Source organism: Roseovarius albus (assembly GCF_900172335.1).
Lineage (GTDB): Bacteria > Pseudomonadota > Alphaproteobacteria > Rhodobacterales > Rhodobacteraceae > Roseovarius > Roseovarius albus.
In genome coordinates this window covers 1-24402 of the sequence record NZ_FWFX01000018.1, presented here as the reverse complement: position 1 = coordinate 24402, position 24402 = coordinate 1, and the positions used below count along the sequence as shown (strand labels likewise).

The 24402-nt window shown below is 55.1% G+C and carries 24 protein-coding genes and 1 riboswitch; of the genes, 13 read left to right on the top strand and 11 right to left on the bottom strand.

Annotated features, from left to right (window positions below):
• The first annotated feature begins 125 nt into the window (after positions 1-125).
• On the top strand, positions 126-1409 hold the full coding sequence (gene guaD, locus ROA7450_RS19250; RefSeq protein WP_085807592.1) for a guanine deaminase: 1284 nt from the start codon (positions 126-128) through the stop codon (positions 1407-1409).
• Here the strand turns inward: guaD and ROA7450_RS19245 are convergent, their stop codons facing one another.
• The 4 genes from ROA7450_RS19245 to ROA7450_RS19230 all read right to left on the bottom strand — a co-directional run bounded on the left by ROA7450_RS19245 (position 1410) and on the right by ROA7450_RS19230 (position 5539).
• Complete coding sequence (locus tag ROA7450_RS19245; RefSeq protein ID WP_085807591.1) at positions 1410-2102, bottom strand: thiamine ABC transporter ATP-binding protein; 693 nt, start codon at positions 2100-2102, stop codon at positions 1410-1412.
• Positions 2089-3645, bottom strand: a complete 1557-nt coding sequence (locus tag ROA7450_RS19240) for a thiamine/thiamine pyrophosphate ABC transporter permease ThiP (RefSeq protein WP_085807590.1) — start codon at positions 3643-3645, stop codon at positions 2089-2091. The genes ROA7450_RS19245 and ROA7450_RS19240 overlap by 14 nt, the downstream gene beginning before the upstream one ends.
• The gene (gene thiB / locus ROA7450_RS19235) at positions 3621-4598 is read right to left on the bottom strand and encodes a thiamine ABC transporter substrate binding subunit (RefSeq protein WP_085807589.1); all 978 of its coding nucleotides are present in this window, start codon (positions 4596-4598) and stop codon (positions 3621-3623) included. Before thiB ends, ROA7450_RS19240 begins: the two co-directional genes overlap by 25 nt.
• A gap of 37 nt (positions 4599-4635) precedes the next feature.
• Positions 4636-4740: riboswitch (TPP riboswitch) on the bottom strand.
• A 133-nt stretch (positions 4741-4873) separates the two neighbouring features.
• Complete coding sequence (locus ROA7450_RS19230; RefSeq protein WP_085807588.1) at positions 4874-5539, bottom strand: imm11 family protein; 666 nt, start codon at positions 5537-5539, stop codon at positions 4874-4876.
• Positions 5540-5823: 284 nt separating this feature from the next.
• Here ROA7450_RS19230 and ROA7450_RS19225 point away from each other — a divergent pair, with 284 nt between their 5' ends.
• From ROA7450_RS19225 to ROA7450_RS19215, 3 genes are all read left to right on the top strand, one after another.
• Entirely contained in the window at positions 5824-6999 is a 1176-nt protein-coding gene (locus ROA7450_RS19225) for a TIGR03862 family flavoprotein (RefSeq protein ID WP_085807587.1), read from the top strand.
• A gap of 71 nt (positions 7000-7070) precedes the next feature.
• A complete protein-coding gene (locus tag ROA7450_RS19220) occupies positions 7071-7967 on the top strand; it encodes an alpha/beta fold hydrolase (protein WP_085807586.1) in 897 nt (298 codons plus the stop codon).
• Between the two features lie 14 nt (positions 7968-7981).
• Complete coding sequence (locus tag ROA7450_RS19215) at positions 7982-8410, top strand: GFA family protein (RefSeq protein WP_085807585.1); 429 nt, start codon at positions 7982-7984, stop codon at positions 8408-8410.
• Positions 8411-8422: 12 nt separating this feature from the next.
• On the opposite strand, the gene ROA7450_RS21485 is transcribed toward ROA7450_RS19215, so the two are convergent.
• Together ROA7450_RS21485 and ROA7450_RS19205 are read right to left on the bottom strand one after the other, a co-directional pair.
• A complete protein-coding gene (locus ROA7450_RS21485) occupies positions 8423-10069 on the bottom strand; it encodes a Hint domain-containing protein (protein WP_085807584.1) in 1647 nt (548 codons plus the stop codon).
• A 125-nt stretch (positions 10070-10194) separates the two neighbouring features.
• Positions 10195-11052 (bottom strand): LysR family transcriptional regulator, encoded by an 858-nt coding sequence (locus ROA7450_RS19205; RefSeq protein ID WP_159454110.1) that lies wholly within the window; start codon positions 11050-11052, stop codon positions 10195-10197.
• Between the two features lie 102 nt (positions 11053-11154).
• Between ROA7450_RS19205 and acdA the strand changes: the two genes are divergently transcribed.
• Positions 11155-12363, top strand: a complete 1209-nt coding sequence (gene acdA / locus ROA7450_RS19200; RefSeq protein WP_085807582.1) for a 3-sulfinopropanoyl-CoA desulfinase — start codon at positions 11155-11157, stop codon at positions 12361-12363.
• A gap of 2 nt (positions 12364-12365) precedes the next feature.
• On the opposite strand, the gene ROA7450_RS19195 is transcribed toward acdA, so the two are convergent.
• The 3 genes from ROA7450_RS19195 to ROA7450_RS19185 are packed head-to-tail and all read right to left on the bottom strand — an operon-like array spanning position 12366 to position 14418.
• Positions 12366-13058 carry a VOC family protein gene (locus ROA7450_RS19195; RefSeq protein ID WP_085807581.1) on the bottom strand — a complete coding sequence of 231 codons (693 nt, stop codon included), beginning with the start codon at positions 13056-13058 and terminating at the stop codon, positions 12366-12368.
• On the bottom strand, positions 13055-13672 hold the full coding sequence (locus ROA7450_RS19190; protein ID WP_085807580.1) for an enoyl-CoA hydratase/isomerase family protein: 618 nt from the start codon (positions 13670-13672) through the stop codon (positions 13055-13057). Before ROA7450_RS19190 ends, ROA7450_RS19195 begins: the two co-directional genes overlap by 4 nt.
• Positions 13669-14418, bottom strand: coding sequence for an SDR family oxidoreductase (locus tag ROA7450_RS19185; protein WP_085807579.1), 750 nt, complete (start codon positions 14416-14418; stop codon positions 13669-13671). The genes ROA7450_RS19190 and ROA7450_RS19185 overlap by 4 nt, the downstream gene beginning before the upstream one ends.
• Positions 14419-14546: 128 nt before the next feature.
• On the opposite strand from ROA7450_RS19185, the gene ROA7450_RS19180 reads away from it, so the two are divergent.
• The 4 genes from ROA7450_RS19180 to ROA7450_RS19165 all read left to right on the top strand — a co-directional run bounded on the left by ROA7450_RS19180 (position 14547) and on the right by ROA7450_RS19165 (position 19268).
• A complete protein-coding gene (locus tag ROA7450_RS19180) occupies positions 14547-16067 on the top strand; it encodes a hypothetical protein (RefSeq protein WP_085807578.1) in 1521 nt (506 codons plus the stop codon).
• A gap of 124 nt (positions 16068-16191) precedes the next feature.
• A complete protein-coding gene (locus ROA7450_RS19175) occupies positions 16192-17535 on the top strand; it encodes a TldD/PmbA family protein (RefSeq protein ID WP_085807577.1) in 1344 nt (447 codons plus the stop codon).
• Positions 17522-18301, top strand: coding sequence for an inositol monophosphatase family protein (locus tag ROA7450_RS19170; protein ID WP_085807576.1), 780 nt, complete (start codon positions 17522-17524; stop codon positions 18299-18301). Before ROA7450_RS19175 ends, ROA7450_RS19170 begins: the two co-directional genes overlap by 14 nt.
• Positions 18302-18365: 64 nt before the next feature.
• Positions 18366-19268, top strand: a complete 903-nt coding sequence (locus ROA7450_RS19165) for a DMT family transporter (protein WP_085807575.1) — start codon at positions 18366-18368, stop codon at positions 19266-19268.
• Here the strand turns inward: ROA7450_RS19165 and ROA7450_RS19160 are convergent.
• Entirely contained in the window at positions 19201-20025 is an 825-nt protein-coding gene (locus ROA7450_RS19160; protein ID WP_085807574.1) for a glycosyltransferase, read from the bottom strand. The genes ROA7450_RS19165 and ROA7450_RS19160 overlap by 68 nt on opposite strands.
• A 2-nt stretch (positions 20026-20027) precedes the next feature.
• The gene (locus ROA7450_RS19155; RefSeq protein WP_085807573.1) at positions 20028-20873 is read right to left on the bottom strand and encodes a putative rhamnosyl transferase; all 846 of its coding nucleotides are present in this window, start codon (positions 20871-20873) and stop codon (positions 20028-20030) included.
• 323 nt (positions 20874-21196) lie between these two features.
• Here ROA7450_RS19155 and rpsL point away from each other — a divergent pair, with 323 nt between their 5' ends.
• From rpsL to ROA7450_RS19135, 4 genes are all read left to right on the top strand, one after another.
• Positions 21197-21568, top strand: coding sequence for a 30S ribosomal protein S12 (gene rpsL, locus ROA7450_RS19150; RefSeq protein WP_085807572.1), 372 nt, complete (start codon positions 21197-21199; stop codon positions 21566-21568).
• 12 nt (positions 21569-21580) lie between these two features.
• Positions 21581-22051: a 30S ribosomal protein S7 gene (gene rpsG, locus ROA7450_RS19145; protein WP_085807571.1), complete on the top strand. Its 471-nt coding sequence runs from the start codon at positions 21581-21583 to the stop codon at positions 22049-22051.
• A 21-nt stretch (positions 22052-22072) separates the two neighbouring features.
• Positions 22073-24190 carry an elongation factor G gene (fusA, locus tag ROA7450_RS19140; protein ID WP_085807570.1) on the top strand — a complete coding sequence of 706 codons (2118 nt, stop codon included), beginning with the start codon at positions 22073-22075 and terminating at the stop codon, positions 24188-24190.
• Positions 24191-24276: 86 nt separating this feature from the next.
• The coding region (locus ROA7450_RS19135; protein WP_229861849.1) for a GTP-binding protein at positions 24277-24402 on the top strand (126 nt) is incomplete at its 3' end.

Below are 24402 nucleotides of genomic sequence, written 5' to 3'. Positions count from 1 at the left end.
CTTGGTCATGTGCTTACTCAAGCGGGTTCGAAAAAACAATGCACATCGCCGGATTTACCTCTGCCCGGGGGCTGGCGTATGCTTCGTGCAACAGTGGCTATTCGATCTATGCAAAGGGTGTGTGAATGTCGGCGGAATTTATCATCACCGGGCAGGTCTTAAGCTTTGCTCACTCGCCATTCGAAGGGGTGCCTGAGGATGCGGCGCATCTCAATGAGGCGGTTTTGATTCGGGATGGCTGTGTGGCGGCAGTTGGAACAGCTGATGATTTGCGCAGGCAGGCCCCCAATGCCGAGGTGCAGGCCCAAGGTAATGCGCTGATCACCGCCGGATTTGTGGACGCCCATGCCCACTATCCCCAAACCGGGATCATCGCCAGCTGGGGCAAGCGGCTGATTGACTGGTTGAACACCTATACCTTTCCAGAAGAAATGCAGTTCAGAGATCTGGACTATGCAAAGGAGGTGGCCAGCCGATACTTTGATCTGACCCTGCAAAACGGCACCACCACCACTGTCAGCTATTGCACCATCCACCCGGAAAGCGTGGATGCATATTTTGCAGAGGCGTCTACGCGTCGCTTGCGGGCGCTGGGAGGTAAAACCTGCATGGACCGCAATGCGCCTGAGGGCCTGCGCGATACGGCGCAATCAGCTTATGATGATAGCAAGCGCTTGCTGCAGAAGTGGAACGACCAAGGGCGATTGTCCTATGTCATCACACCGCGGTTTTCGCCGACCTCGACACCAGAACAGCTTGAAGCGCTGGGTCGTCTGTGGGCCGAACACCCCGAGTGCCTGATGCAAACTCATCTGAGCGAGCAGGTCGATGAAATCGAATGGGTCAAATCGCTGTTTCCACAGGCTCGCGATTATCTGGATACTTATGAGGTCTACGGTTTGCTGGGCGAGCGGGGCCTCTATGGTCATGCGATCCACTTGGAAACGCGGGAAATTGATCGCTTGAGAGAGGTCGGCGCAAGCCTGATCCATTGCCCGACTTCGAATACCTTTATCGGATCTGGTCTGTTCAATATGGCACAACGCAAGGCGGAAGGATTTGCGGTTGGATTGGCCACCGACACTGGCGGGGGATCATCCTTTTCCGTACTGCGCAGCATGGCGGCGGCCTATGAGATTGGCCAACTGACCGGCACGGCGCTGCATCCGGCGCAGCTTTATTGGCTGGCGACGGCTGGATCCGCGCAGGCGCTGCATCTGGCGGATAAGATCGGGAACATCCAAGTCGGGATGGAAGCTGACCTAATTGCGCTCGACCTATCGTCGACGCCTGCCATTGCGCAGCGATCTGCAAGGGCAGAGGATATTTGGGAGGCAGTATTCCCCACCATCATGATGGGCGATGATCGCGCAATCAAACAGGTCTGGATCTCGGGGCGGGCGCTCTGATCAACCCAAATAGGCACGCAGGGCCTCTGGCGGGTTGTCCAGCAACACATTTGTCGGGGCAGGGGCATGGGCTACACCATCCGCTACAAGAATGGCTTGACCGGTGATGCGGCGGGCATCTTCGGGGTCATGGCTGACCATCATCAATGTGGTGCCCGTTTCCACCACCAGTTCTGCCACCAGATCCAACATCTCGGCCTTCAACGCAGGTCCAAGCGCGGCAAACGGTTCATCCAGCAACAACAGATCCCGCCGTTGCACCAAGACCCGAGCCAGCGCCACGCGACTTTGTTGCCCGCCCGACAGCTCGGCCGGTTTGCGGGCACCAAGTTGGGATAGACCAACACGGGCCAGCGCCGCCTCGACGGTCTGCGTCTGATCCGTGGTCAAACGCTTGCTGTGCGTGAGACCAAGGCTGACGTTCTGCGTCGCCGTCAGATGCGGAAACAGGTTACCATCCTGAAACAGCATCGCAATGGAGCGCTGCGCCGGTGCCGAATGGGTGATGTCCTGACCGGCCCAGTTAATACGCCCCTGTGCCAAATCTCGAAACCCGGCAATTGTCTCGATCAAGGTGGATTTCCCAGCACCAGACGGGCCGATCACCGCAACGGACTGGCTGAACTCGATACTCAGGTCAGCAGACAGGGTAAAACCGCCATTCTGGATCAAACAATTCTCAAACTTCAGCATGCCAGCGCCCTCCACGATCCAGCGCCCAGAATGCGCCAAAGGATAAAATCAGCAAAAGCAACGCTGCACCAGCGGCGGCGTCCATTTTATAGGCCCCCATCAAGCGATAGGTCTGCAAGGGCAGGGTGGCGAAGTCCGGCCCGGCGAAAAAGGCAATGACGCCAAGGTCGCCCATAGACAAGGCGGCTGCCAGCCCGGCAGCAAAGCCAATTTGCGGACGCAGGCGCGGGAGCAGAACCCGCCAGACAAAGGGCGCGCCAGCCATATCCAGCGACAGCGCTAACCGACCATAGCGCGCCACTTCGTCTCGCGTGTTCGGCACAAGAATGCGCAGCGCAAAGGGCAGGGCGGAGATGGCGTTGACCAAGGCGGTGACCGGCAAGGCCCAGTCGGCGGGATTGGTCACAGGGCGCAAAATGATGAACAGCCCGGTGCCGATCACCAACGGCGAGGCTGCGAGCCCCAAAATGCCACTTAGTTCTACCAAAGTGCCACGTCCGGTGGCGATGGCCATTGCCATGGGCAAGGCTAACAAGAGCAAGATGACCGTGCTGACAATGGCCACCAGGATAGACGTTAATGCTGCGCGAAAGATCACCTCGGGCAAACTCAAAAGATTGGCCAGCCCTGCGCCGATGATCGCTCCCAATGGCAACAGCAAAAATAAGGCAGACAGCACAATGCAAAGGGTATCCAACCCGCGTGCCGCGACCGTATCCCCGTCCCATCGTTGCACAGGCCGATCTAACCCCGCGCCAAAGCCTTCGCCCCGTGCCAGACGCAAGGCCATTAAGCCCGCCGTCGCGGTCAGCGCGATTTGCAAGGCCGAGAGCATCGCGGCGCGCCCCAGATCAAAATCAAACCGGAATGCCTGATAGATTGCCAGCTCGATGGTTGTGGCCTTTGGCCCGCCCCCAAGGGACAGCGCCACCGCAAAACTGGTCAGGCAGATCGCAAAGACCGTGGCCAAAGCACTGGGCATGGCACGCGCCAGCATCGGCCATTCGATCAGTCGGAACATCGCGGTGCTAGACAGGTTCAATTGTGCCGCGAGGCGAAAGCGCTCTGCCGGAATAGCTTGCCAGCCTTGTAAGATCAGGCGGGTGGCCAATGGCAGGTTGAAGAACACATGCGCCAGAACAACGCCGTGCAGGCCATAAATCGAAACCGCCGGCAGACCGAGGGCCTCAAGTGCTGTATTGATCCATCCCGAGCGACCAAAGACCTGCAACAAACCCAAAATGGCGACGATGACCGGTAGAATGAATGGTGCCCCCAGCAAGGCAATCAATGCAGAGCGGCCATAAAAACGCCTCCGCGCCAACGCGCGCGCCAAGGGAATGGCCAGCGCCACGCTGATGAGCGCAGAGAGACAGGCTTGTGTCAGGGTAAATTTCAAAGCGGCCCAATCGCTGGGCCCCAGTCCGCGACCAGGCTCGGCGCGCAAGGCAACGGCGGCCAAGGCAGCAAGGATCAGCGCCGCAACCAAGGCTGCGGCGCTGACACCTAAGGTTGGTTTTACTGGCTGAGCGCGCCCAGCCATTCGGCTAGTGCCTCATCACGCGTTGCTGCCGCGTCTTCGGCGCTCAGCAGCAGGGATTTTTCCGGTGTGATCAGCGTTTCAAACCCCTCTGGTAGGCCCGCTTCTGGCAGAACCGCAGGGTACATCCAGTTGGTGGTCGGCAGGATCGCCTGTGCCGCGTCCGAGACCATGAAGGTCAAGAATTGATCGGCTAGATCGGATTGATCGGAGCCTGCCAGTTTGGCAGCAACTTCGACCTGCATATAGTGACCCTCGTCAAAGGCCGCCGCTTTCTTGCTGGCGTCTTCCTCGGCGATCAGGTGATAGGCGGGGGAGGTGGTATAGCTCAGCACCATGTCAGCTTCGCCTTCCAGGAAAAGTCCATAAGCCTCTGACCAGCCCTTGGTCACGGTCAAAACGTTATCCGCCAGACCTTCCCAGATTTCTGGCGCACGGTCGCCGTAAACGCTTTTAATCCAGAGCAGTAGCCCCAGACCGGGGGTCGATGAACGAGGGTCCTGAATGACGATTTTCATGTCACTGGCCGCAAGCGCCTCAAAGCTGTCAGGCGCGTCAGCATCAGCGTTCAGAACAAAGGCAAAGTAACCCCAGTCGTAGGGCACGAAGGTGCTGTCGTTCCATTCCACCGGCAGGTCATACTCGGCCATGACCGCATGCTCGGCCAAAAGACCGGTGTCTTTGGCCGCGACGATCAGGTTGGTATCCAAACCCAGAACCACATCGGCGTCAGAGTTTTCACCTTCCAGTTTCAGTCTTGCCAGCAGGGCTGCGCCATCCTCGACGCCAACCAAATTCAACGTGCAGCCGCAGTTCGCCTCAAACGCTTCTTTGATCTGCGGGCCGGGGCCCCAATCCGAGACAAAGCTGTCATAGGTATACACAGTCAGTTCAGGTGTTTCAGCAGCCGCAACAGTTGCGCTCAAAACGCCCGCAGCAAAAAATAGATGTTTCATCTCATCCTCCTTTGCGACGGAATGGGTAAGGATGGATGAATGATCCGATAACCTTCCCTCCGCCGGTTCTAGCCGGTTCAGGTTCAACGGGTTCGCTTGTCAGCATCTCAGCGCAGTCGCCTGCGCACCCCAAGGTAAGGCCTTCCCTAAATCGAAGGGGCGCGAAACACAACTGATTAAGCCGCTGGTGCCATGGATCGCCAAGATTGGCCCTATGCCGTAGGTTGGGTTTTCAACCCATCGTTCACTTGCAGTGGGAGTGGGAATTGTGCGCTCTAGTTTTGTTTAATAGACTTTTTCACAAAGAAACGCTTCTTATCTTCTGCCAGCTCAGGATTGTCTTTCATCCACTGAACAAGCTCAGGCACATTCTCTTCCGCCATCCACGGCTCATCAAAAAAGGTGGCCTCGTGATAACGGAATGGTTTCAGGCGATCTTGCTTAAACCGCTTGAACAATTCATCAGACATGAAAACACATCCCGATGGGAGGATTATGCTCCCTCCACAAAGGTGCCACCCTTCAACCACCTGACGACTCAGACCAACATTTGTGCTATGGCAAAAATAGAACGGCATATTTTCGTGATATGTATAACTTACAGGTTTCATCTCGCTGTGGGCTGCAAGCACGCAAGGCGCAGCTTGGCAGTTGTTGAACAGATAATATTGTTCAGGAATGGGTGTTCCGTCTTTTTCCTGCAACTCAATCGATGAAAATTGATGTGCACCGGGCTCCAAACTCTCGACTGCGTCCTTGAATTTTTGACTGACGCAAGCCTTTCCATCGATTGACGTGAAATCCTTGAGCTTTAACTTGTCGGTGCGGCGCGCTTTTTTAGGAAGAAGGCTTAGGTCCTCCAAAGCAGGCCCACCATGCAGGTTCGCCATCGGCAGAAAGACCTCTTCCCACTCTACAAATTCGAAACCGGCCGTGGACACTTCTTGTTCTTAAAACGCATAGGGCATTCTTACTCCACAAGTTTGGGTTTGTTACTCGAGAGAATACAACCATTCCGAATATTTGCATTAAATTCCACATCTGAAACACCTTTAAAAGTATTCACTGCGAGTAATGGGCCAAATATACGTTGCATTGGGCGTCTCTATTGATCCCGGAGCGCTCAAAGGGCAAGACAGGCGCAGAGAGTATGAGTGTGAGGTGTCAAAATGGATTGGGAAAATCCGCCCGAGGTGGTGCAGCACGAGGGGTTGCCATCAACTGCATGAAACAGGTTGTCATCATCGGCGCGGGCCCCGCTGGGTTGATGGCGGCGGATGTGATTTCTGCCGCCGGGCATTCTGTGCTGGTGGCTGAGGCCAAACCCAGCCCTGCGCGCAAATTTCTGATGGCCGGAAAGTCCGGGTTGAACCTGACCAAGGCGGAAGGGTTTGAAACCTTTCTGGCGGCTTACGGTGATCGCGCGGGGGATCTGCGCCCGATGCTGGAGGGTTTTGGCCCGGGCGATGTGATGGCTTGGGCTGAAGACCTTGGTCAGGATCTGTTCACCGGCTCCACCGGGCGGGTGTTTCCCAAGGTGATGAAAGCCTCGCCGCTGTTGCGCAACTGGTTAGCACGACTGCGTGAACAGGGTGTTGAGGTCAGAACCCGTTGGCGCTGGCGGGGCTGGCAGGGCGATGCGCTGCAGTTTGAAACGCCTGACGGGACGGTTTCAGCGACGCCCGACGTAACCGTTCTGGCTTGCGGTGGGGCCAGTTGGGCGCGTTTGGGATCTGACGGCGCTTGGGCGGCGCATTTGCCCAAAGCGGACCTTTCGCGGTTCCAACCTTCCAACGCGGCGTTGTCAGTCACGTGGTCGGATCATATGACGCCTTACTTCGGCGCAGCGCTCAAGTCGGTCCGTTGGCAAGCGGGCGATTTGACGTCACGTGGGGAGGCGGTGATTTCGAGGCGTGGTCTCGAGGGTGGTGGGCTCTATCCCTTGACGCCAGCCTTGAGAGAGGGTGCAACATTTTGCATTGATCTTTCCCCAGACGTCTCGTTGGATCAGCTGCGCAAGCGGATAAGCCGCCCACGCGGTAAAACCAGCCTCTCCAATCATCTGCGCAAAACGCTCAAATTCCCCCCGGCCAAGCTGGCTCTGTTGATGGAGTTTTCTAAACCTTTGCCCGATGATCTGCCCTCTGTGATCAAGGCGTTGCCGGTTCCTTATGCCGGGCTGCGCCCGATGGACGAAGCGATCTCAACCGCGGGTGGTTTGCGGTTTAACGCATTGAACCAACACTTCATGCTCAGCCAGCGGCCCGGAACCTTTGCTGCTGGTGAAATGCTGGACTGGGAGGCCCCAACCGGGGGCTATCTGTTGACAGCTTGTCTAGCCACTGGACGCTGGGCTGGGCTTGGGGCCGTGACATACTTGTTGGACGATGCAGTTCTATAATGCCCTTGCGAGGCTAAGGGCTTACCCCTAGCCTGCCAGCAGTGGTTTTACGGGTTCACAAAGGTCTTTGGATGAAATTCGTTTCTACAGACGTACTTGAAATCGCCTTTCATGAGTTCGGTCCAGCGGACGGCCCGGTTGTGATCTTGATGCATGGATTTCCCTATGATCCACGTTGCTATGATGATGTTGCAGCATTGTTGGCCAAGAAGGGGATCCGCAGCCTTGTGCCATATTTGCGCGGATATGGCCCGACGCGGTTTTTATTTGATGATACGCCGCGCTCGGGTGAACAAGCGGCTCTTGGCGCAGATTTATTGGCCTTTATGGACGCACTTGATATCCAGCAAGCCGTTCTTGGCGGGTTTGATTGGGGCGGGCGCGCCGCTTGTATTGTTGCGGCCCTCTGGCCTGAACGGGTGCAGGGGCTTCTCAGTTGTGGGGTTGGCTACAATATTCAAGATATTGCTGGTGCCGCAAATCCTGCACCCCCCGAGGAAGAAGCTCTCTACTGGTATATGTATTACTTCCATACTCTGCGTGGGCGCACCGCGCTGGAGAACAACCGTAAGGGACTGTGCCAATTCATTTGGAAAATCTGGTCGCCCACCTGGGCGTTTGATCAGGCAACATATGATGCGACAGCGGCGTCCTTTGAGAACTCTGATTTCGTGGATATTGTCATACATTCTTATCAGCATCGTTTTGGTGGCATCCCCGGAGATCCAAGCGTTGCGGAAATTGAGGCGCGCCTTGCCACTCAACCAGATATTTCTGCGCCAAGTATCATTTTCAAAGGCGCAGATGATGGGGTGGATCCACCATCAGATGAAGATGCAATCAAATCGCATTTCAAGGGCGAGTTCCGCCAAGAGATCTTACCGGGAGTCGGGCACAATCCTCCGCAGGAAGCGCCGGAGAATTTCACTGTGGCTCTGTTGGAATTGCTGAAAATGCCAGGAAACTAGAGAGGTTATGCATAATGGATAAATCTGGATCATGTCTTTGTCGGGCCGTCAGCTACACAATTAAGAACGCCTCAGATACCTGCGGGATTTGCCACTGTGACATGTGCCGCAAATGGTCGGGTGGGGTTTACATCGGTTATTCGGCGGATGCGGATCAGGTGAGTTTCACCGGCGAAGATAACATCACAACCTATACATCTTCAGAATGGGCGGAACGGGGGTTTTGCAAAAACTGCGGCACCAGCTTGTTCTACCGAGTCACGGCACCCGGGCCACATCATGGCCAGTTCCATTTCGGCTTTGGCACCCTAGATGACCCATCAGGCGTAAAGGTGAGTGAAGAGATCTTTATCGACCAAAAGCCTGATAGCTATTCTTTTGCGGGTAAGACGAAAAAGATGACTGCTGCCGAGGTTTTTGCCGCCTTCGCGCCGCCAGACTAAAAACGGGCCTGATCAGAAATTGGGAGCCACAAACGATTGCAACAACGGCTGCCCGTTCTTGACGTGTCGCGCGATCAACGTTTTTGTTGCCTGACGCGATGGCATAAGCCGTGCGGGCTCTGGCGTACTATCTGCGGCACGCAATTCAGGGAACAAGGTTAGCATCTCTTGGCGGATCTCGGGGGGGACAGACTTTAGGGCCTCAGGTCCTGCATATAAGCTCTCAGTTGGGGCGCCTTCGGCAAAAATAACTTCGTGCTGATCGAATAGCAGGTGAAAATATTCGAGTCTTTCAACGCGTTCATCAGCAAAGACACCCGGCAGGTCGAGCAATCTGACTGCGGGCACCAAGATTTCAGTGCTTCCAAACATGCGTTTTGAAATCTTTGACGAAACGACCATCCGATGCTGTCGAGACACCAGCAAGTCCCGATGTGGCAAGTGATTGCCCAAGGACCCAGCAGATATCCGGATGGGATACAGCTTGGGATTGGCGCGCAGCATATCAGCGTGCACAGCCGTGCGTAACACGCGCCGCAAGGGTTTTAAGAAAGTGTCTCCAGTCACAGCGTCAATGCAATAGATGTGGCACCCAGTTTTCAATCGTTCAACAGCGATATCACCTGTTTCGGTACCAATCTTAGTTCCTGCAGCAAAGCAAGGAATGCCGATCGCCTCCAATTCGGCGTCCGTATCCAGTTGATCTGTCGCGACGCCAACCAGCCGGACTTGTTCGCCGTTGGAAAACGTTAGAATCGATCCTGCTTCGCCGTCCGACGTCACGGTCACATTGCTGGTGTCGACCAATCCGCCAGATCCATCGGGCAACGTGGACACATCCAATAGGTCCTCGCCAATGACAAAGTCCCCGATGGTATCGAAGCCGCCGTTTTCGGTGATGGAAAAGACATCCTCACCAATGCCGCCCTCGATGTAATCATCCCCCAGACCGCCGGTGATCAGGTCATCGCCTTCCTGACCGTATATGCGATCGTCACCTGCGCCGCCATCAATCGTGTCATTGTAGGTGAATGACCCGCTATCCACCTCGCTCTGGGTGAGGGAGATCTGGATGTTGTCCAGCAACACACCGAGGCTGTTGCTTTGCCCCGATATCTCGCGAAACCCGATGGTGTCGGTCCCTGATAGCCCGGTCAAGGTGACGGTTGTTGTCGTAAAGAAGCTGGTGGATGATGGCGATATAGTTGCAATCACAACGCCATTATGGGTGACTTCGAAATCGTCATTTGTGCCGCCGCTGGCGCGGGCTGCGTGATCAATGCTCAGCGTGTAGCTGGTCCCGGTTTCCAGCTCAAGATTGGTCTGTACATGATCCAGCCCACCGCCGGTGTTTGCATCCAACTCGATAAAGGGTGATCCATCTGCTGTGGACAGGCCCAAGAAGCCGTCTCCCCAGCGCTCAATAACGCCACCTGAGCCGGTGTTGAACCACCCGTCTACAACACCGGGAGACCAACTGTTGTCGGCCTGATTGGAATTCAAACCGCCATTCGATAGATACCGGATATCGCCATAGATTGTGTCGCCGCCGCCACCGCCATCGATAGAGTCATTGCCTTCTTCGCCTATGATTTCATCATCGGCGTTGTCACCCGTCAGGGTGTCATTTCCAGAAGAGGGCGTGCCTGTGACTGCCATGTTTTCTAACTTTGCGGCCTTTTGTCAGCGAAGTTTAACGTAAAAATTTGATCACGAGTCGCTAAATCGCGAATGTGGGCAGATTTTGTCGCGACATGTGATTTCTTGTGGTTTGAATAGGGTGCTTAATGTGCCTCGTCCTCCCTAAATAGGCCTGAAAAACTATCCAATGCAGGGAAAATCGGGTTGTCGCGCCTGACGGCTATGACCAAGTCCCTGCGCAGTCCGGGATGTTGCAGTCCCAGTGTTTTGATGCGGTGATCCTTGTGGCGATGAATGTCTGGTGCAGGTAACATGGTGAAACCTATGTCATGTTTGACGCACTCCATGATGGCCTCGACACTGTCCAAGTAGATACTCCGGCCCGCCTTGTTTAAGAGTGGCTGCACGTAATCTGCGATCAGTTTGCCGATGCCTGAATCCGGCATGAAATGCAAGAAAGGCACGGATTTGTTGAGGTCGTTCAGTTCCATTTCTCCATGTCCGGCAGGTAAGGCGAAGATCAATTTTTCCCGCCTAAGATGTTGATAATGAATATCTTTCGGTGGCTTATATGATGCCGTAACAATTGCTGCATCCAACTGACCTGAGGTAACTTTGGTTTCCAGCGTCTGGGACAAATCGGTTTGAATATCGAATCTCGCGTTCGGCATCTCGTCACGCGCACATTTCAATAAACCAGGGAGCAATCTGGCACTGGCTGTTGCAACAAACCCTATATGAAAATGCCCATTGAGCGTTTGTGATGGCTGACATAGCGTCACCAAATCCTGCTCAGACTTAAGCATCTTCTTAGCGTGCTCGCAAATTGCCCGGCCAAGTGGTGTCAATCGCGGCGGACGGGCTGAGCGGTCAAAAATTTTCGCATCCAGTTCGAACTCCAAGGCTTTCATCTGCATCGAGACGGCCGGGCCTGTCATATTCAGTTGTTCCGCCGCCGCTGCAAAAGAATGCAACTCGGAAATCTTCAGAAGGGTTTTCAAGGCTCGGGTTTGCATAAATTCAGTATACCTTATAATAATCTGAAAACAAATTTAGTTTTTCTTAATTATCAATTGTCTATACTACGCTCGAAGGAGCCTGCTATGGACACTCTCACATCGAACCATCTGGCACGTGCCAAAGAACTGGCGCCGACCTTCGCAAAACGCGCAGCGCATTGGGATAAATCCCGCACCTATTGCTGGTCGAATGTGCGGGACCTTGCAGATGCCGGGTTGATGGGGATGACACTTCCAACCGAATATGGCGGCGCAGGGTGCAGCTGGAATGAGGCGGTGTTAGTAGTCGAGGAGATCGCCAAGGTCTGCGCTCTGACCGCCCGCGTTCTGGTCGAAGCCAATATGGGTGGCATCAGCGCGGTCATGGCCTATGGCTCTCCGGCACAAAAGGCGCTCTGCGCGCCGCTTGTTCTGGCGGGGGATAAACCCGCGATCTGCATCACCGAGCCTGAAGCCGGAAGTGCAGCGACCGAGATGCAGACAACTGCACGCAAGCAGGGCAGTCGCTACATCCTGAACGGTACAAAACACTGGATCACCGGGGGTGGCGTGTCTCGCATCCATCTGATTTTTGCCCGGGTATTGGATGAGCGCGGCATCGATCAGGGCATTGCTGGCTTCATCGTGATCTGCGATCCGACGAATGGCCAATATCCGGATGGGTTCAAGGTGGTTGGGCGTGAGCGGACCATGGGGCTGTGCGGCATGCCCGAGGCAGCACTGGAGTTCACCAACCTCGAGGTCGACACCAGTCACGTTCTGATCCCGCCTGGTGGTTTTCGCCGCGGGTTTGCAGAGCTCATGACCGCATACAACAGCCAGAGGGTCGGAGCGGGAACCATTGCCATAGGTGTTGCCGCGGGGGCGTTAGAACATGCCAAGCGCTATTTGCTCGAACGCCAACAATTTGGGCGGCCTTTGGGGGAATTCCAAGGCTTGCAGTGGATGTTGGCTGATATGGATGCAGGAGTGCATGCCTCGCGTCTGATGTTGCATGAGGCGGCGCGTACGGCCCAGCCCTTCCCGGATATGACCATGGCGGCGCGGGCTAAAATGTTTGCCTCTGAAACTGCGATCAAGGTGGTCAATGATGCCCTGCAAATGTTCGGCGCGCGTGGCTATGGCGATCAGGAACCGCTTGAGCGGATGTATCGCGATGTGCGCATGTTCACCATCGGCGGCGGCACCGCGCAGATCCTGCGCAATCAGATTGCGAGCAGCTTGTTGGGGATCAAGGCGCCACAAACCCGAACCGGATATCTGGAGAGTGCGCCAGCAATGGCTGCGCAATAGTGTTAGGTGATCACTAGCCCAAGATAGTTTTTATTTTTCGTGATCTTTGCAGCGGGGCAATGCTGCAATTCCAGCGTGGTATAGGGGCGTTTCCAAAGCCATTCTCGGTTTTCAATGGCTTCCAAATTATTTTTAGGGGGCGTGTCAGTGGTGAAGGCCAGAAAATAGAGCGTAAATCCATACTGGGTCACAGGTTGCACCGACAGCAACACCATGCCCTGTGCTTGATATCGCTCTATATCCTGCTCAATTGCGGAACATCGCAATGTGATTTGTCCAATACATGCTCCTCCGCCCAAGGGCAGGCTCTTGTCGCCCGCAGTTTCAGGGCGGTTTCCTTCAAAATCGTGCTGCAATAACTCGATCACGAACCCTTCGGGATCACTTAAGTGACACATGTAACCGATGTCACCAAACTGCTGTGGCGGCGAGATTGGGATACCAGAATTAGAAAGCTGCTGATAAGCAATATCTATATTCGGCAGAGTGATCCCGATCTTCCAATATTCATAGCTGCGCGTATGCGAATAGGCCTCGCCACCGGGGCAGAGCACCAGTTCTGCATCTTCGCCGGCATACCCGAGTCGAACAGTCCCGCCATCCGATGAGGCCTGCATGCCCAGATGCCGGGTATAAAACGCGGCCAGCGCCTGAGGATCACGCACAGCCAGTCGAACTGCGGCTAGTCGCTTCATGTGTTGCCCTTACAGAGCGCCTTGATGCCTGTGGCAATTGTCGGATCGGCAGCAACGGTATCGGCAGAGAGTTTGCGTGCGGTCTCCAGCAAAGTATCCGCCTCAACGACCCGGTCAAACAGGCCCCAACCCAAGGCTGTTTCCGTATCAATCTTCTGTCCGGCCATCAGGATCATCTTGGCTCGCGATGGCCCAATCAGCGCAGCAAGGCGCGGTGGGTCAGTGGGCTGTGGTAAAAATCCAAGCTTCATCACCGGATAAAATGCTTTTGCCCCCGGAACGGCAATGCGCAGATCACAAGCAAGCACCATTCCCATGGCACCGCCAGCAACCGTGCCATTCAAAGCTGCAATCGACAGACCGGGCAGCGCGGCAATCGCCCCTGATAAACGTTCCCACACCGGGCTTACGGCCAAGCCTGCGCGTGCGGCGTCCAAATCGGCACCCGCAGAAAACACCTTGCCTGCGCCGGTCAGGATGAACGCCCGTGCGTCTTGCGCCGCTTCGGCAATTTCCGCCAGTTCGGTCAGCATCGCCTCGGTCAGTGCATTGGCCTTGTCCGGCCGGTTGAGGGTCACTGTCCAGGTTCCGCCCTCTTGGTGTAGTTCAATCATGCCAGACCTATGCGTTTGCGGATCTCTTCATCGCGTAATGAAATTTCCTGTCCCAAGAATTCATCCGAATCCGGTCCGCACATCCACAACAGTGCTTCGGCAGGCCATTCCGGTGGAATGTGATCTGACCATTCCAGCTGCGCCACCGGATTTACCCCGCTGGCCTTGATTTCTCGCTGCATTTGCGTGGCCACCGTTCCGGGCGAAAGGCCAATGGCGCGTATCCCGATAGCGGATCCTTCCAAATGCGCCGCCTCAGTCAGCATCGCTGCCCCGGCTTTGGATGCGCAATAGTGGCTCCAGCCTTCCAATGCGCGATGCGCAGCACCAGAGCTGATGGTCAGGATCGTTCCGCCACCTGCTGCCTGCATCACCGGCATCGCGGCGCGCATACCATAAAATACGCCCTTCAGATTGACATCAATCACATGTCCCCAGGCGTCTGGATCAGCGTCGCTTAGATTTGAGATCGGTTCAATCACACCGGCATTGCCAATCAAAATGTCCAACCCGCCAAATGTTTTGATGCAAGCTTGCACCGCGGATTCCACTTCCCAATAACGCGAGATGTCGCAAGGGATGGCGATGGCTTGTTCGCCTATTTCACCGGCCAAAGCGGCAATGGCGTCTGCATTCCGGGCCACCAAGGCCACATTCGCCCCGGCCTGCGCAAAACGTCGTGCGGTTGTCGCACCGATACCCCGGCTGGCCCCGGTGATCAGCGCTGTTTTTCCTGCAAGCGTCATAATCTTCTCCCCAATTGTTGGTCTTCTTCATTGTTAGGTAAACTTTTGCCCCCCCAACGGCAACATCCCCTTGACCCCACCCGGTCATAGGCCGACATTATGGCCAATTAAAACTGAAAGGGACCAAAATGGCCGCATTCAAATCTACTGCCACCTCGGCAGTTGCCCTCAGCATTTTTATGACGGGATCGGCGGCATTTGCCGATGTAACAGCCGAGCAAGTCTGGGAAGACTGGAAAGGCTACATGGCGGGCTTTGGCTATCAGGTCGAAGCCACGGAATCGCAATCTGGCGATGCGCTTGTTGTCTCAGACGTCAAGATGAGCGTCAGCATTCCTGAAGAAGACGCAGATGTCAGCTTTACCATGAGCGAAATGACCTTCACCAACAACGGGGATGGGACTGTTTCGATTTCGCTACCACCAGTCATGCCGATCTCGGGCGTTGCGACAGGTGAAGGTGAAACCATCAAGTTCGACCTTGAATATGCCACTGATGCGTTTGATATGACCGTGTCGGGTGATGCGTCGGAAATGACCTACGATTATACTGCCGCGTTGGCCAAGATCAGTTTGGTCAGCATCGAGGCCGATGGTGAATCCCCTGATTTGGGAACGCTTGAGTTGTCGGTGGCAGACATTGCCGGTCAATCGATTATGAAGGTCGGCGGCGTGCGCGAAACCTCGCAGCAGATGACCACGGGCGAGGTAAGCTACACGATCGACATGGCCCCGCCTGAGGAAGAAGGCCACGTCAAGCTAATCGGTTCAGCTGAAAGCATGGGCTTTCAGGGCACTGGCAGCTTTCCAGCCAACATGGACCCAACCGATATGTCGGCCATGCTGGCGGCTGGTTTTGCGTTTGACGGTGGCTTTGAGATGGGCGCGGGTTCTTCAGAGTTCAGCTTCAGCGGTGACGGCAGTACTCTCGAAGGAACCAGCTCTTCAGGTCCCGGCGTTGCCATGGTCGCGATGGACGCGGATAAGCTGAACTACGATGTGCGGGCTCAGGACGTCGACGTAAATGTAAAAAGTAGCGATCTTCCATTCCCTGTGCAATTTACCTTTGGGGAATATGCAGCAAAATTCCTGATGCCTGTATCGCAAAGCGAAGAAGCGCAGGAGTTCGGCCTGGCGCTGACGTTTGGCGATTTCACCATGTCTGACATGATCTGGGGCATGTTTGATCCAAGTGGCCAACTGCCACGCGATCCTGCAACGGTTTCCTTCGATCTGTCTGGCACGGCCAAAATGCTGGTTAATCTGATGGACCCTGAGCAGATGGAAGCCATTGAAAGCGGCGAAACCATGTTGGGTGAGCTGGACAGCATGAACCTCAACAATCTGGTGATCAGTCTGGCCGGGGCCGAGTTGACAGGCGAGGGTGCCTTCACATTCGACAACGAAGATCTTGAAAGCTTCGGTGGCATGCCTGCGCCTGCAGGAGCGATGGATCTAAAACTGGTTGGCGGCAACGGTCTGCTGGACAAGCTGGTAGCGATGGGTTTTGTGCCCGAAGATCAGGCCATGGGCGCGCGCATGATGATGGGACTGTTCGCGATTCCGGGTGAGGGTGACGATACTCTGACTTCCAAGATCGAAGTCACCGAAGACGGTCAGGTTCTGGCCAACGGTCAGCGCTTGAAGTGATCTGACCAATCAAAACACATCAAGGCCGCAGGCGTTCCTGCGGCCTTTTTCATTTGGGCCGTGCTGTGCCCTTGCGGATCATGGGCCTGACCGCTACCTGTTTGTCCTGAGGCAGGAGACGTTCATGAGCACCCTAAATACCATCACAGAATCCTTGCTGGCCGCAGCAACCAAGGCCGGGGCAGATGCCGCAGATGCGATCACCATTCGTGGTCAATCCGTGTCGATCGATGTGCGCAATGCCGCCTTAGAACATTCGGAACGGTCTGAAGGCACAGACATAGGTCTGCGTGTATTGGTGGACGGACGGCAGGCGTGTGTGTCGGCCTCCGACACGTCCCCGAACACCATGGCGGTTCTCGCCGAACGGGCCGTCGCTATGGCGCGCGAGGCGCCTCAGGACCCCTACGCCGGTCTGGCTGAAACTGAACAGCTTGCGAAAGACTGGGATATTGCTGCGCTGGAACTGGCGGATCCAAGCGATGAAGCGTCGCCTGATGATCTGATGTCCGATGCCATTGCAGCCGAGGCGGCGGCGATGAATGTTCAGGGCATCTCGCAAGTACAGTCCGCTACCGCTGGCTACAGCAAGACCGAGGTTCATTTGGCGGCCACCAATGGATTTTCCGGCGGTTACACCCGCACCAGCCGGGGCCTGAATTGCGTTGCCATTGCCGGGGCCGGCAGTGGGATGGAACGTGATTACGACGGTGACAACCGCATTTTCCAAACCGATCTGCGCAGTGCCGAAGATATCGGGACCAGTGCTGCAGAGCGCGCGGTTGAGCGGCTGGAAGCCAGAAAACCGCCCACCGGGGCGTATCCGGTGCTGTTCGACGAGCGCATTTCTTCCTCACTGATTGGTCATGTTCTGGCAGCGGCCAATGGCTCTTCGGTGGCGCGTGGCGTTTCGTGGCTGCGCGACAGTCTGGGTGAGCAAATCCTGCCAAAGGAGCTGTCACTTGTCGAAGACCCGCTGCGCTCCCGTGTCGGGGCCTCGCGTCCTTTCGATGCCGAAGGCCTGCCCACGCAAAAACGTGCCATCGTAGATCAAGGTGTGCTCACCGGTTGGACGCTTGATCTGGCCAGTTCACGTCAACTGGGCATGCAATCCACCGCCAATGCGGCACGTGGCACTTCAGCTCCACCCAGCCCCACCAGCTGGAACATAGAACTCACCCAAGGCGACAAAACCCGCACTGAGCTGCTGACCGACATGGGCACCGGCCTGTTGGTGACCTCCTTGATTGGCTCAACCATCAATCCCAACACAGGTGACTATTCCCGAGGGGCAGCTGGATTCTGGGTCGAAAATGGCGAAATTCAATACCCCTTCAATGAATGCACCATCGCCGGAAATCTGCATGACATGCTAAAATCAATGATCCCAGCCAATGATGCGCGCACCTACCTGTCGCTTGTCGTGCCATCACTTCTGATCGAGGGGCTCACACTTGCCGGCGCGTGATCTGGAACTGCTCATCGATGCGGCTCACGAGGCGGGCAGAATTGCGATCAAGTTCACGGGCACCGATGCCAAACGCTGGGACAAGCCGGGTGATGCTGGCCCGGTGACGGAGGCTGACTTGGCGGTCAATGTTATGCTGGGCGATGTTTTGCGCGAAGCGCGTCCCGAGTATGGCTGGCTGTCTGAGGAAACCGAGGATGATGCCAGCCGGCTCGACAAGGAGCGTGTGTTTATCATCGACCCCATTGATGGCACTCGCAGTTTTATCGAGGGGTCAAACACTTGGGCCCACGCCATTGCAGTGGCTGACCAAGGCATCGTGACCGCCGCCGTGGTCTACTTGCCGCTGCGCGACAAGCTTTACGCCGCTGCCGCAGGGCGGGGGGCCACGCTCAACGGGCAGCCTATTTCAGTGTCTAATCGCAATGATCTAATTGGCGCGTCGGTTCTAGCAGCCAAACCCACGCTGAAACCAGAACATTGGCCCGGTGGTGTGCCGGATTTCAACCGCAGCCATCGTCCTTCGCTTGCTTATCGACAGAGCTTGGTTGCCGAAGGTCGGTTCGACGCGATGCTGACCTTGCGCCCGACATGGGAGTGGGACATCGCCGCCAGCGACCTGATCTTGCGCGAGGCGGGCGCGGTGACAACTGACCAGTTGGGACAGGGGCTGATATTCAACAACCCGACCCCACGCGTAAATGGCGTGGTGACCGCAAATCCCTCGTTACACGCGTCACTGATCAAGGCTCTGACACGAAGTTAGATAGGGCTTGCTGGGGCGATAATTCACTATCTAATAGCCGGTATTGGCTTGAGAGTAGGATTACATGTCTCGTTCTGACAATATGACCGGTGCGGTATTGATGATGGCATCAATGGCGGCATTTACGATCAATGATACGCTCATGAAGATGCTGGCCGGAGCCGCGCCTTTGAACCAGCTTTTGTTCCTGCGTGGTGTCTTGATGACTGTCGCGCTTATTGGCTTGGTGTGGTGGGTGAAAGCTTATCCGCGCGGCATTCCTAACCGGGATTGGTGGCTGATCGCCTTGCGGGCGCTTGCCGAGACCTTTGTGATCTATTTTTTTCTGACCGCGCTTTTTAACATGCCCTTGGCTAACATCACCGCGATTCTGCAGGCGCTGCCATTAACGATCACACTGGCGGCGGCCGTGTTTTTAAAAGAGCCCGCAGGGTGGCGCCGCATTACGGCCATTCTGGTTGGTTTTGTCGGTGTGTTACTGATCGTTCGCCCGGGGGCGGCTGATTTCAATTTTTATTCGATGTACGGCCTAGCAGCTGTCGCCTGTATCACTTGCCGCGATCTGATAACGCGACGCTTGTCACCGCAAACACCGTCGTTGTTCGTCACCTTGGTTGCGACTGTCACAGTGACGGTGATCTTTGGGGCGTTCAGCCTGCGTGATACGTGGGCTCCAATGGGGATGCGCGATCTGGGCACCTTGATTGCTGCGGCCGCCTTTGTGACCATCGGGTTTCTCAGCGCAGTTATGGTGATGCGTGTCGGTGAAGTGAGTTACACCATCCAGTTTCGCTATAGCGGCTTATTATGGGCCTTGCTTTTGGGATGGGTCGTCTTTGGGGACTGGCCGGACGCCCTCACCATGATCGGCGCTTCTCTTGTAGTGGGAAGCGGGATGTTCACCCTGCTTCGCGAGGCGAGGTTGGCGCAGAAAAAGTCGTCCGAACCCGACCCTCATCGACATTGAACCGCTCTTGAAACAGCAACCGGGTTTTCGGTGATAGGGGTTCCAACAATCCGATCTGTTTACTGGCATTAGAATCGTTGTCTTCGTGCAGTGAACGCAGATACATTGCCGGGCTGGTTTCGATCAGTGTTGGCATTTTGTTGTGTAGTTTATGATGCGGGTAATTCATAATCGTCAGGGGGTCATCCGGCCTGAAAGTGGCCGCCAGTCCACAAGACAGAAATTCAGTTTTAACCCTTTTGGCTCGGATGCCATCAGGCGATAGGTTAACGAAAAATCCTTTACGGAATTCAAATGCCATATTGCGCCAATGCCTACGCATACGCGCCGTCTGATTGGCCCGCCTGCGAACGATCCTGACAAACTCTTTGCCGACTGCGTCATCATCGTCCAGACGGAACTGGATGGATTCTGGTCGATCCTCGCCCAATTCATTCAGTATGACCGACTGCGCGGCAGGACGATGCTGCATCGCTGGAGTCGGGACGATCTTGATCTGCGGTACAAGCGTGGTCAGGTCCTGCAATCGCTCCAGATACGGGAAAGGCATATTTTCACCGATCATGATCAGAAAGGTGAAATCCTCATCTTCTTGCGCTTGAATGCTTGGCAAAGTCAGCATTTCAAAGTGACGAAATCGAAGCTCCATGCGTTCTGGGTCGTAAAGATAAGCCTCGCGCTCACTGACATTGTGAAGCTGGCGCCTGAACCCGCCCAAGGCGGGATAGGAAAAACGGCATAGACCAATGATGCGCATCTTCAGGGGGTGCCTACAGTTGTTTCATAGCAGCTATATTGAGCCCGTATATGATCAGTATCAACATTGAAAATCTCTTTGAATCGTGCCTCCTCCTCTGGTGTCAGCAGGCTGAGTTTGGGAGTGCGCAACCCATCCTTTTGTCTGGAATCGTTAAAATCACTGTGCCCGCGGATAAACATGTCTTCTCCGGTGAAGCTCGTAACTGGCATCCGATTAACAAGCTTGGTGTGCGTGTAGCTTAAAACGCAATGTCGCACTTCAGGCTTTATTGCGATAGCGAGGGCAGGGGTCCATAGTGTGCGGACAACCTTTTCACAATGCAGGCCTAACCGATCTGCGCGAGCAATGTAGCCTTGGTTGAAATCCATTCCCGTGCAGGGTTTGTTGGCGATCAATCCTCGTAAATCATGGGCGGCGCAGCGCAGGCGCGCGACAAAAGAAACGCTGACGGCATCATCGTCATCCATGCGAAATTGTAGGCTCGGCAAAGTGTCGCCATCACGCACTTTATCGACAACCTCGCACATCACTTTACGATGTGGGCCGGACGCACGCGGCACAACAATGGCCTGTGGTATATCGGCCAGCAGATCCAAAAGGCGTTCAACGTAGATCTCGGGCATATTTTCCCCGATCACCACCAAAAACGTAAAATTAGGATCTGTTTGCGCCCGTAACGGAGGCAGTGTCAGAAATTCAAAACTGCGAAACTTGTCTTCCATCCTGACTGGATCGTACAGATACTTTTCTCTTTGTTGGATGGTCTCGTGTTCGACCTGAAACCCCCCGAGCGCGGGATACGAAAACCGGCAGATGCCGATAACCTGCATGTCTTTACTACTCATGTGTAATTCATTGACCAGCCCGTCTATATATGCAGCATGTCATGCTGATCGGCACACCGCAAGCTGATGGCGTGCTGTTGACAACTCTTCCGACTCCTCATATACGCGCGTCATCCGGTACAGGGAGAAATCCCAAAAGCCGATATCTAAACTGAAGCGCCCAAGTCCAGCATATCTTTTTCTGCTGGTCCTCTGTGAAACAACCGCGTCGTTCACCTCGGAATGGGAACGTTGCGGTTTTTACGCATTGCTGGGCACGATGTTTGAATTTAGCCGCATGCGCAAGCGTGCAAAATGAGTTGAGAGACGGGAAGAGAGACCCAATGCCAACGATCCAACAGCTGATCCGCAAGCCGCGTCAGCCCAAAGTAAGAGCCACTAAGTCGCTGCACCTGCAAGGGTGCCCGCAGAAACGTGGCGTTTGCACACGCGTTTATACAACAACGCCAAAGAAACCGAACTCGGCTATGCGTAAGGTTGCCAAAGTGCGCCTGACAAATGGTTTTGAGGTCATCAGCTACATCCCAGGTGAAAGCCACAACCTGCAAGAACACTCTGTTGTTCTGATCCGTGGTGGCCGGGTAAAAGACCTTCCAGGTGTTCGTTACCACATCCTGCGCGGTGTTCTGGATACTCAGGGCGTCAAAGACCGTAAGCAACGTCGTTCGAAATACGGCGCCAAGCGTCCGAAGTAAGAGGAATATAGTATGTCCCGTCGTCACGCCGCTGAAAAACGCGAAGTTCTGCCCGACGCCAAGTATGGCGATCTGGTACTGACCAAATTCATGAACAACCTGATGATCGATGGCAAAAAATCTGTTGCCGAACGTATCGTCTATAACGCGCTGAACCGCGTTGAAGATAAAGTAAAGCGCGCGCCTGTGGAACTGTTCCACGAAGCGCTGGACAACATCAAACCGTCCGTCGAAGTTCGTTCGCGCCGGGTTGGTGGTGCCACTTATCAGGTTCCTGTCGAAGTGCGCCCCGAGCGCCGCGAAGCTCTGGCGATCCGTTGGTTGATCAAAGCCAGCCGTAGCCGCAATGAGAACACCATGGAAGAACGTCTTGCCGGCGAATTGCTGGATGCCGTTCAATCACGTGGTTCCGCGGTTAAGAAGCGCGAAGACACCCATAAGATGGCCGAGGCGAACAAAGCCTTCAGCCATTATCGCTGGTAATCCCAAGAGGAAAACAGACAAATGGCACGCGAATATCCGCTCGAGCTATATCGTAACTTCGGTATCATGGCGCACATCGATGCAGGTAAAACTACCTGTTCCGAACGCATCCTGTTCTACACCGGCAAATCCCACAACATCGGTGAGGTGCACGATGGTGCGGCCACCATGGACTGGATGGAGCAAGAACAGGAACGTGGTATCACCATCACATCGGCTGCGACCACCACATTCTGGGAACGCACCGAAGATGGCGCAACCGCTGACACTCCTAAGCACCGTCTGAACATCATCGACACCCCCGGCCACGTTGACTTCACCATTGAAGTTGAACGTTCGCTGGCGGTTCTCGATGGTGCGGTTTGTGTTCTTGACGCCAACGCTGGTGTTGAGCCACAGACGGAAACCGTTTGGCGTCAGGCTGACCGCTACAAAGTCCCACGTATGGTTTTCGTCAACAAAATGGACAAAATCGGCGCGGACTTCTTTAACTGCGTTAACATGATCGAAGATCGCACCGGCGCCCGCGCTGTACCTGTCGGTATTCCAATCGGCGCCGAGAACGAGCTGGAAGGTCTGCTCGATCTGGTCACCATGGAAGAATGGCTGTGGCAGGGTGAAGACCTTGGTGCGTCCTGGATCAAAGCTCCTATTCGGGACAGCCTGAAAGACATGGCTGACGAATGGCGTGGTAAAATGGTCGAAGCGGCTGTCGAAATGGACGACGACGCAATGATGGAATATCTGGAAGGCAACGAGCCTGACGTTCCAACACTGCGTAAGCTGATCCGTCAGGGCTGCCTGACCATGGCTTTCGTTCCAGTTCTGGGTGGTTCTGCCTTCAAAAACAAAGGTGTTCAGCCTCTCTTGAACGCCGTAATCGACTATCTGCCCAGCCCGCTGGACGTTGTTGATTACATGGGCTTCAAACCCGGCGACGAAGACGAAGTTCGTGACATCGCCCGCCGTGCGGATGATGCGATGGCGTTCTCGGGTCTGGCGTTCAAAATCATGAACGACCCATACATGGGCACACTGACCTTCACACGTATCTACTCTGGTACGCTGGCGAAGGGCGACACGCTTCTGAACTCGACCAAAGGCAAAAAAGAGCGCGTTGGCCGTATGGTTATGATGCACTCGAACAAGCAAGACGAGATCACCGAAGCCTTCGCTGGTGATATTATCGCTCTGGCGGGTCTGAAAGACACCACAACCGGTGACACATTGTGTTCAACCGGCGAACCAGTGGTTCTGGAAACAATGACCTTCCCAGATCCGGTGATCGAGATTGCTGTTGAGCCGAAAACCAAAGCCGACCAAGAGAAAATGTCTCAGGGTCTGCAACGTCTGGCGGCTGAAGATCCATCCTTCCGCGTGGAAACTGACCTGGAATCCGGTCAGACCATCATGAAAGGCATGGGCGAACTTCACCTCGACATCCTGGTTGACCGCCTGAAGCGTGAATTCAAGGTTGAAGCCAACATCGGTGCGCCTCAGGTTGCCTACCGTGAGACCATCGGTCACGAAGTTGAACACACCTATACCCACAAGAAACAATCTGGTGGTTCAGGTCAGTTCGGCGAAGTGAAAATGATCATCAGCCCGACAGAAGCGGGTGAAGGTTACAGCTTTGAATCGCGCATCGTTGGGGGGTCTGTTCCTAAGGAATACATCCCAGGCGTTGAAAAAGGTATCGAATCTGTCATGGACAGCGGCCCTCTGGCTGGCTTCCCTGTGATCGACTTCAAAGTTGCCCTGATCGACGGTAAGTTCCACGATGTTGACTCCTCTGTGATGGCGTTCGAAATCGCGGCCCGTATGTGTATGCGTGAAGGCATGCGCAAAGCTGGCGCGAAACTGCTCGAGCCGATCATGAAGGTCGAAGTGATCACACCTGAAGAATACACAGGTGGTATCATTGGCGATTTGACATCACGTCGTGGTCAGGTGTCCGGACAAGAACCACGCGGCAACGCCATCGCAATCGATGCGAACGTTCCGCTGGCCAACATGTTCGGCTACATCAACACCCTGCGCTCGATGTCTTCTGGCCGTGCCCAGTTCACAATGCAGTTCTCGCATTATGACCCGGTACCACAGAACATCTCGGACGAGATCCAAGCAAAATTTGCATAAAAACGGGTGGCGGGCCTAAGCCCGCCCTACCCACCAACTGTAGGCCGGGCTGTAGTCCGGTACCCGATATAAGATAGGAGGCCACTATGGCTAAGGAAAAGTTTGATCGCTCAAAACCCCACGTAAACATCGGCACGATTGGTCACGTTGACCATGGTAAGACGACGTTGACGGCTGCTATCACCAAGTATTTTGGTGACTTCAAAGCGTAT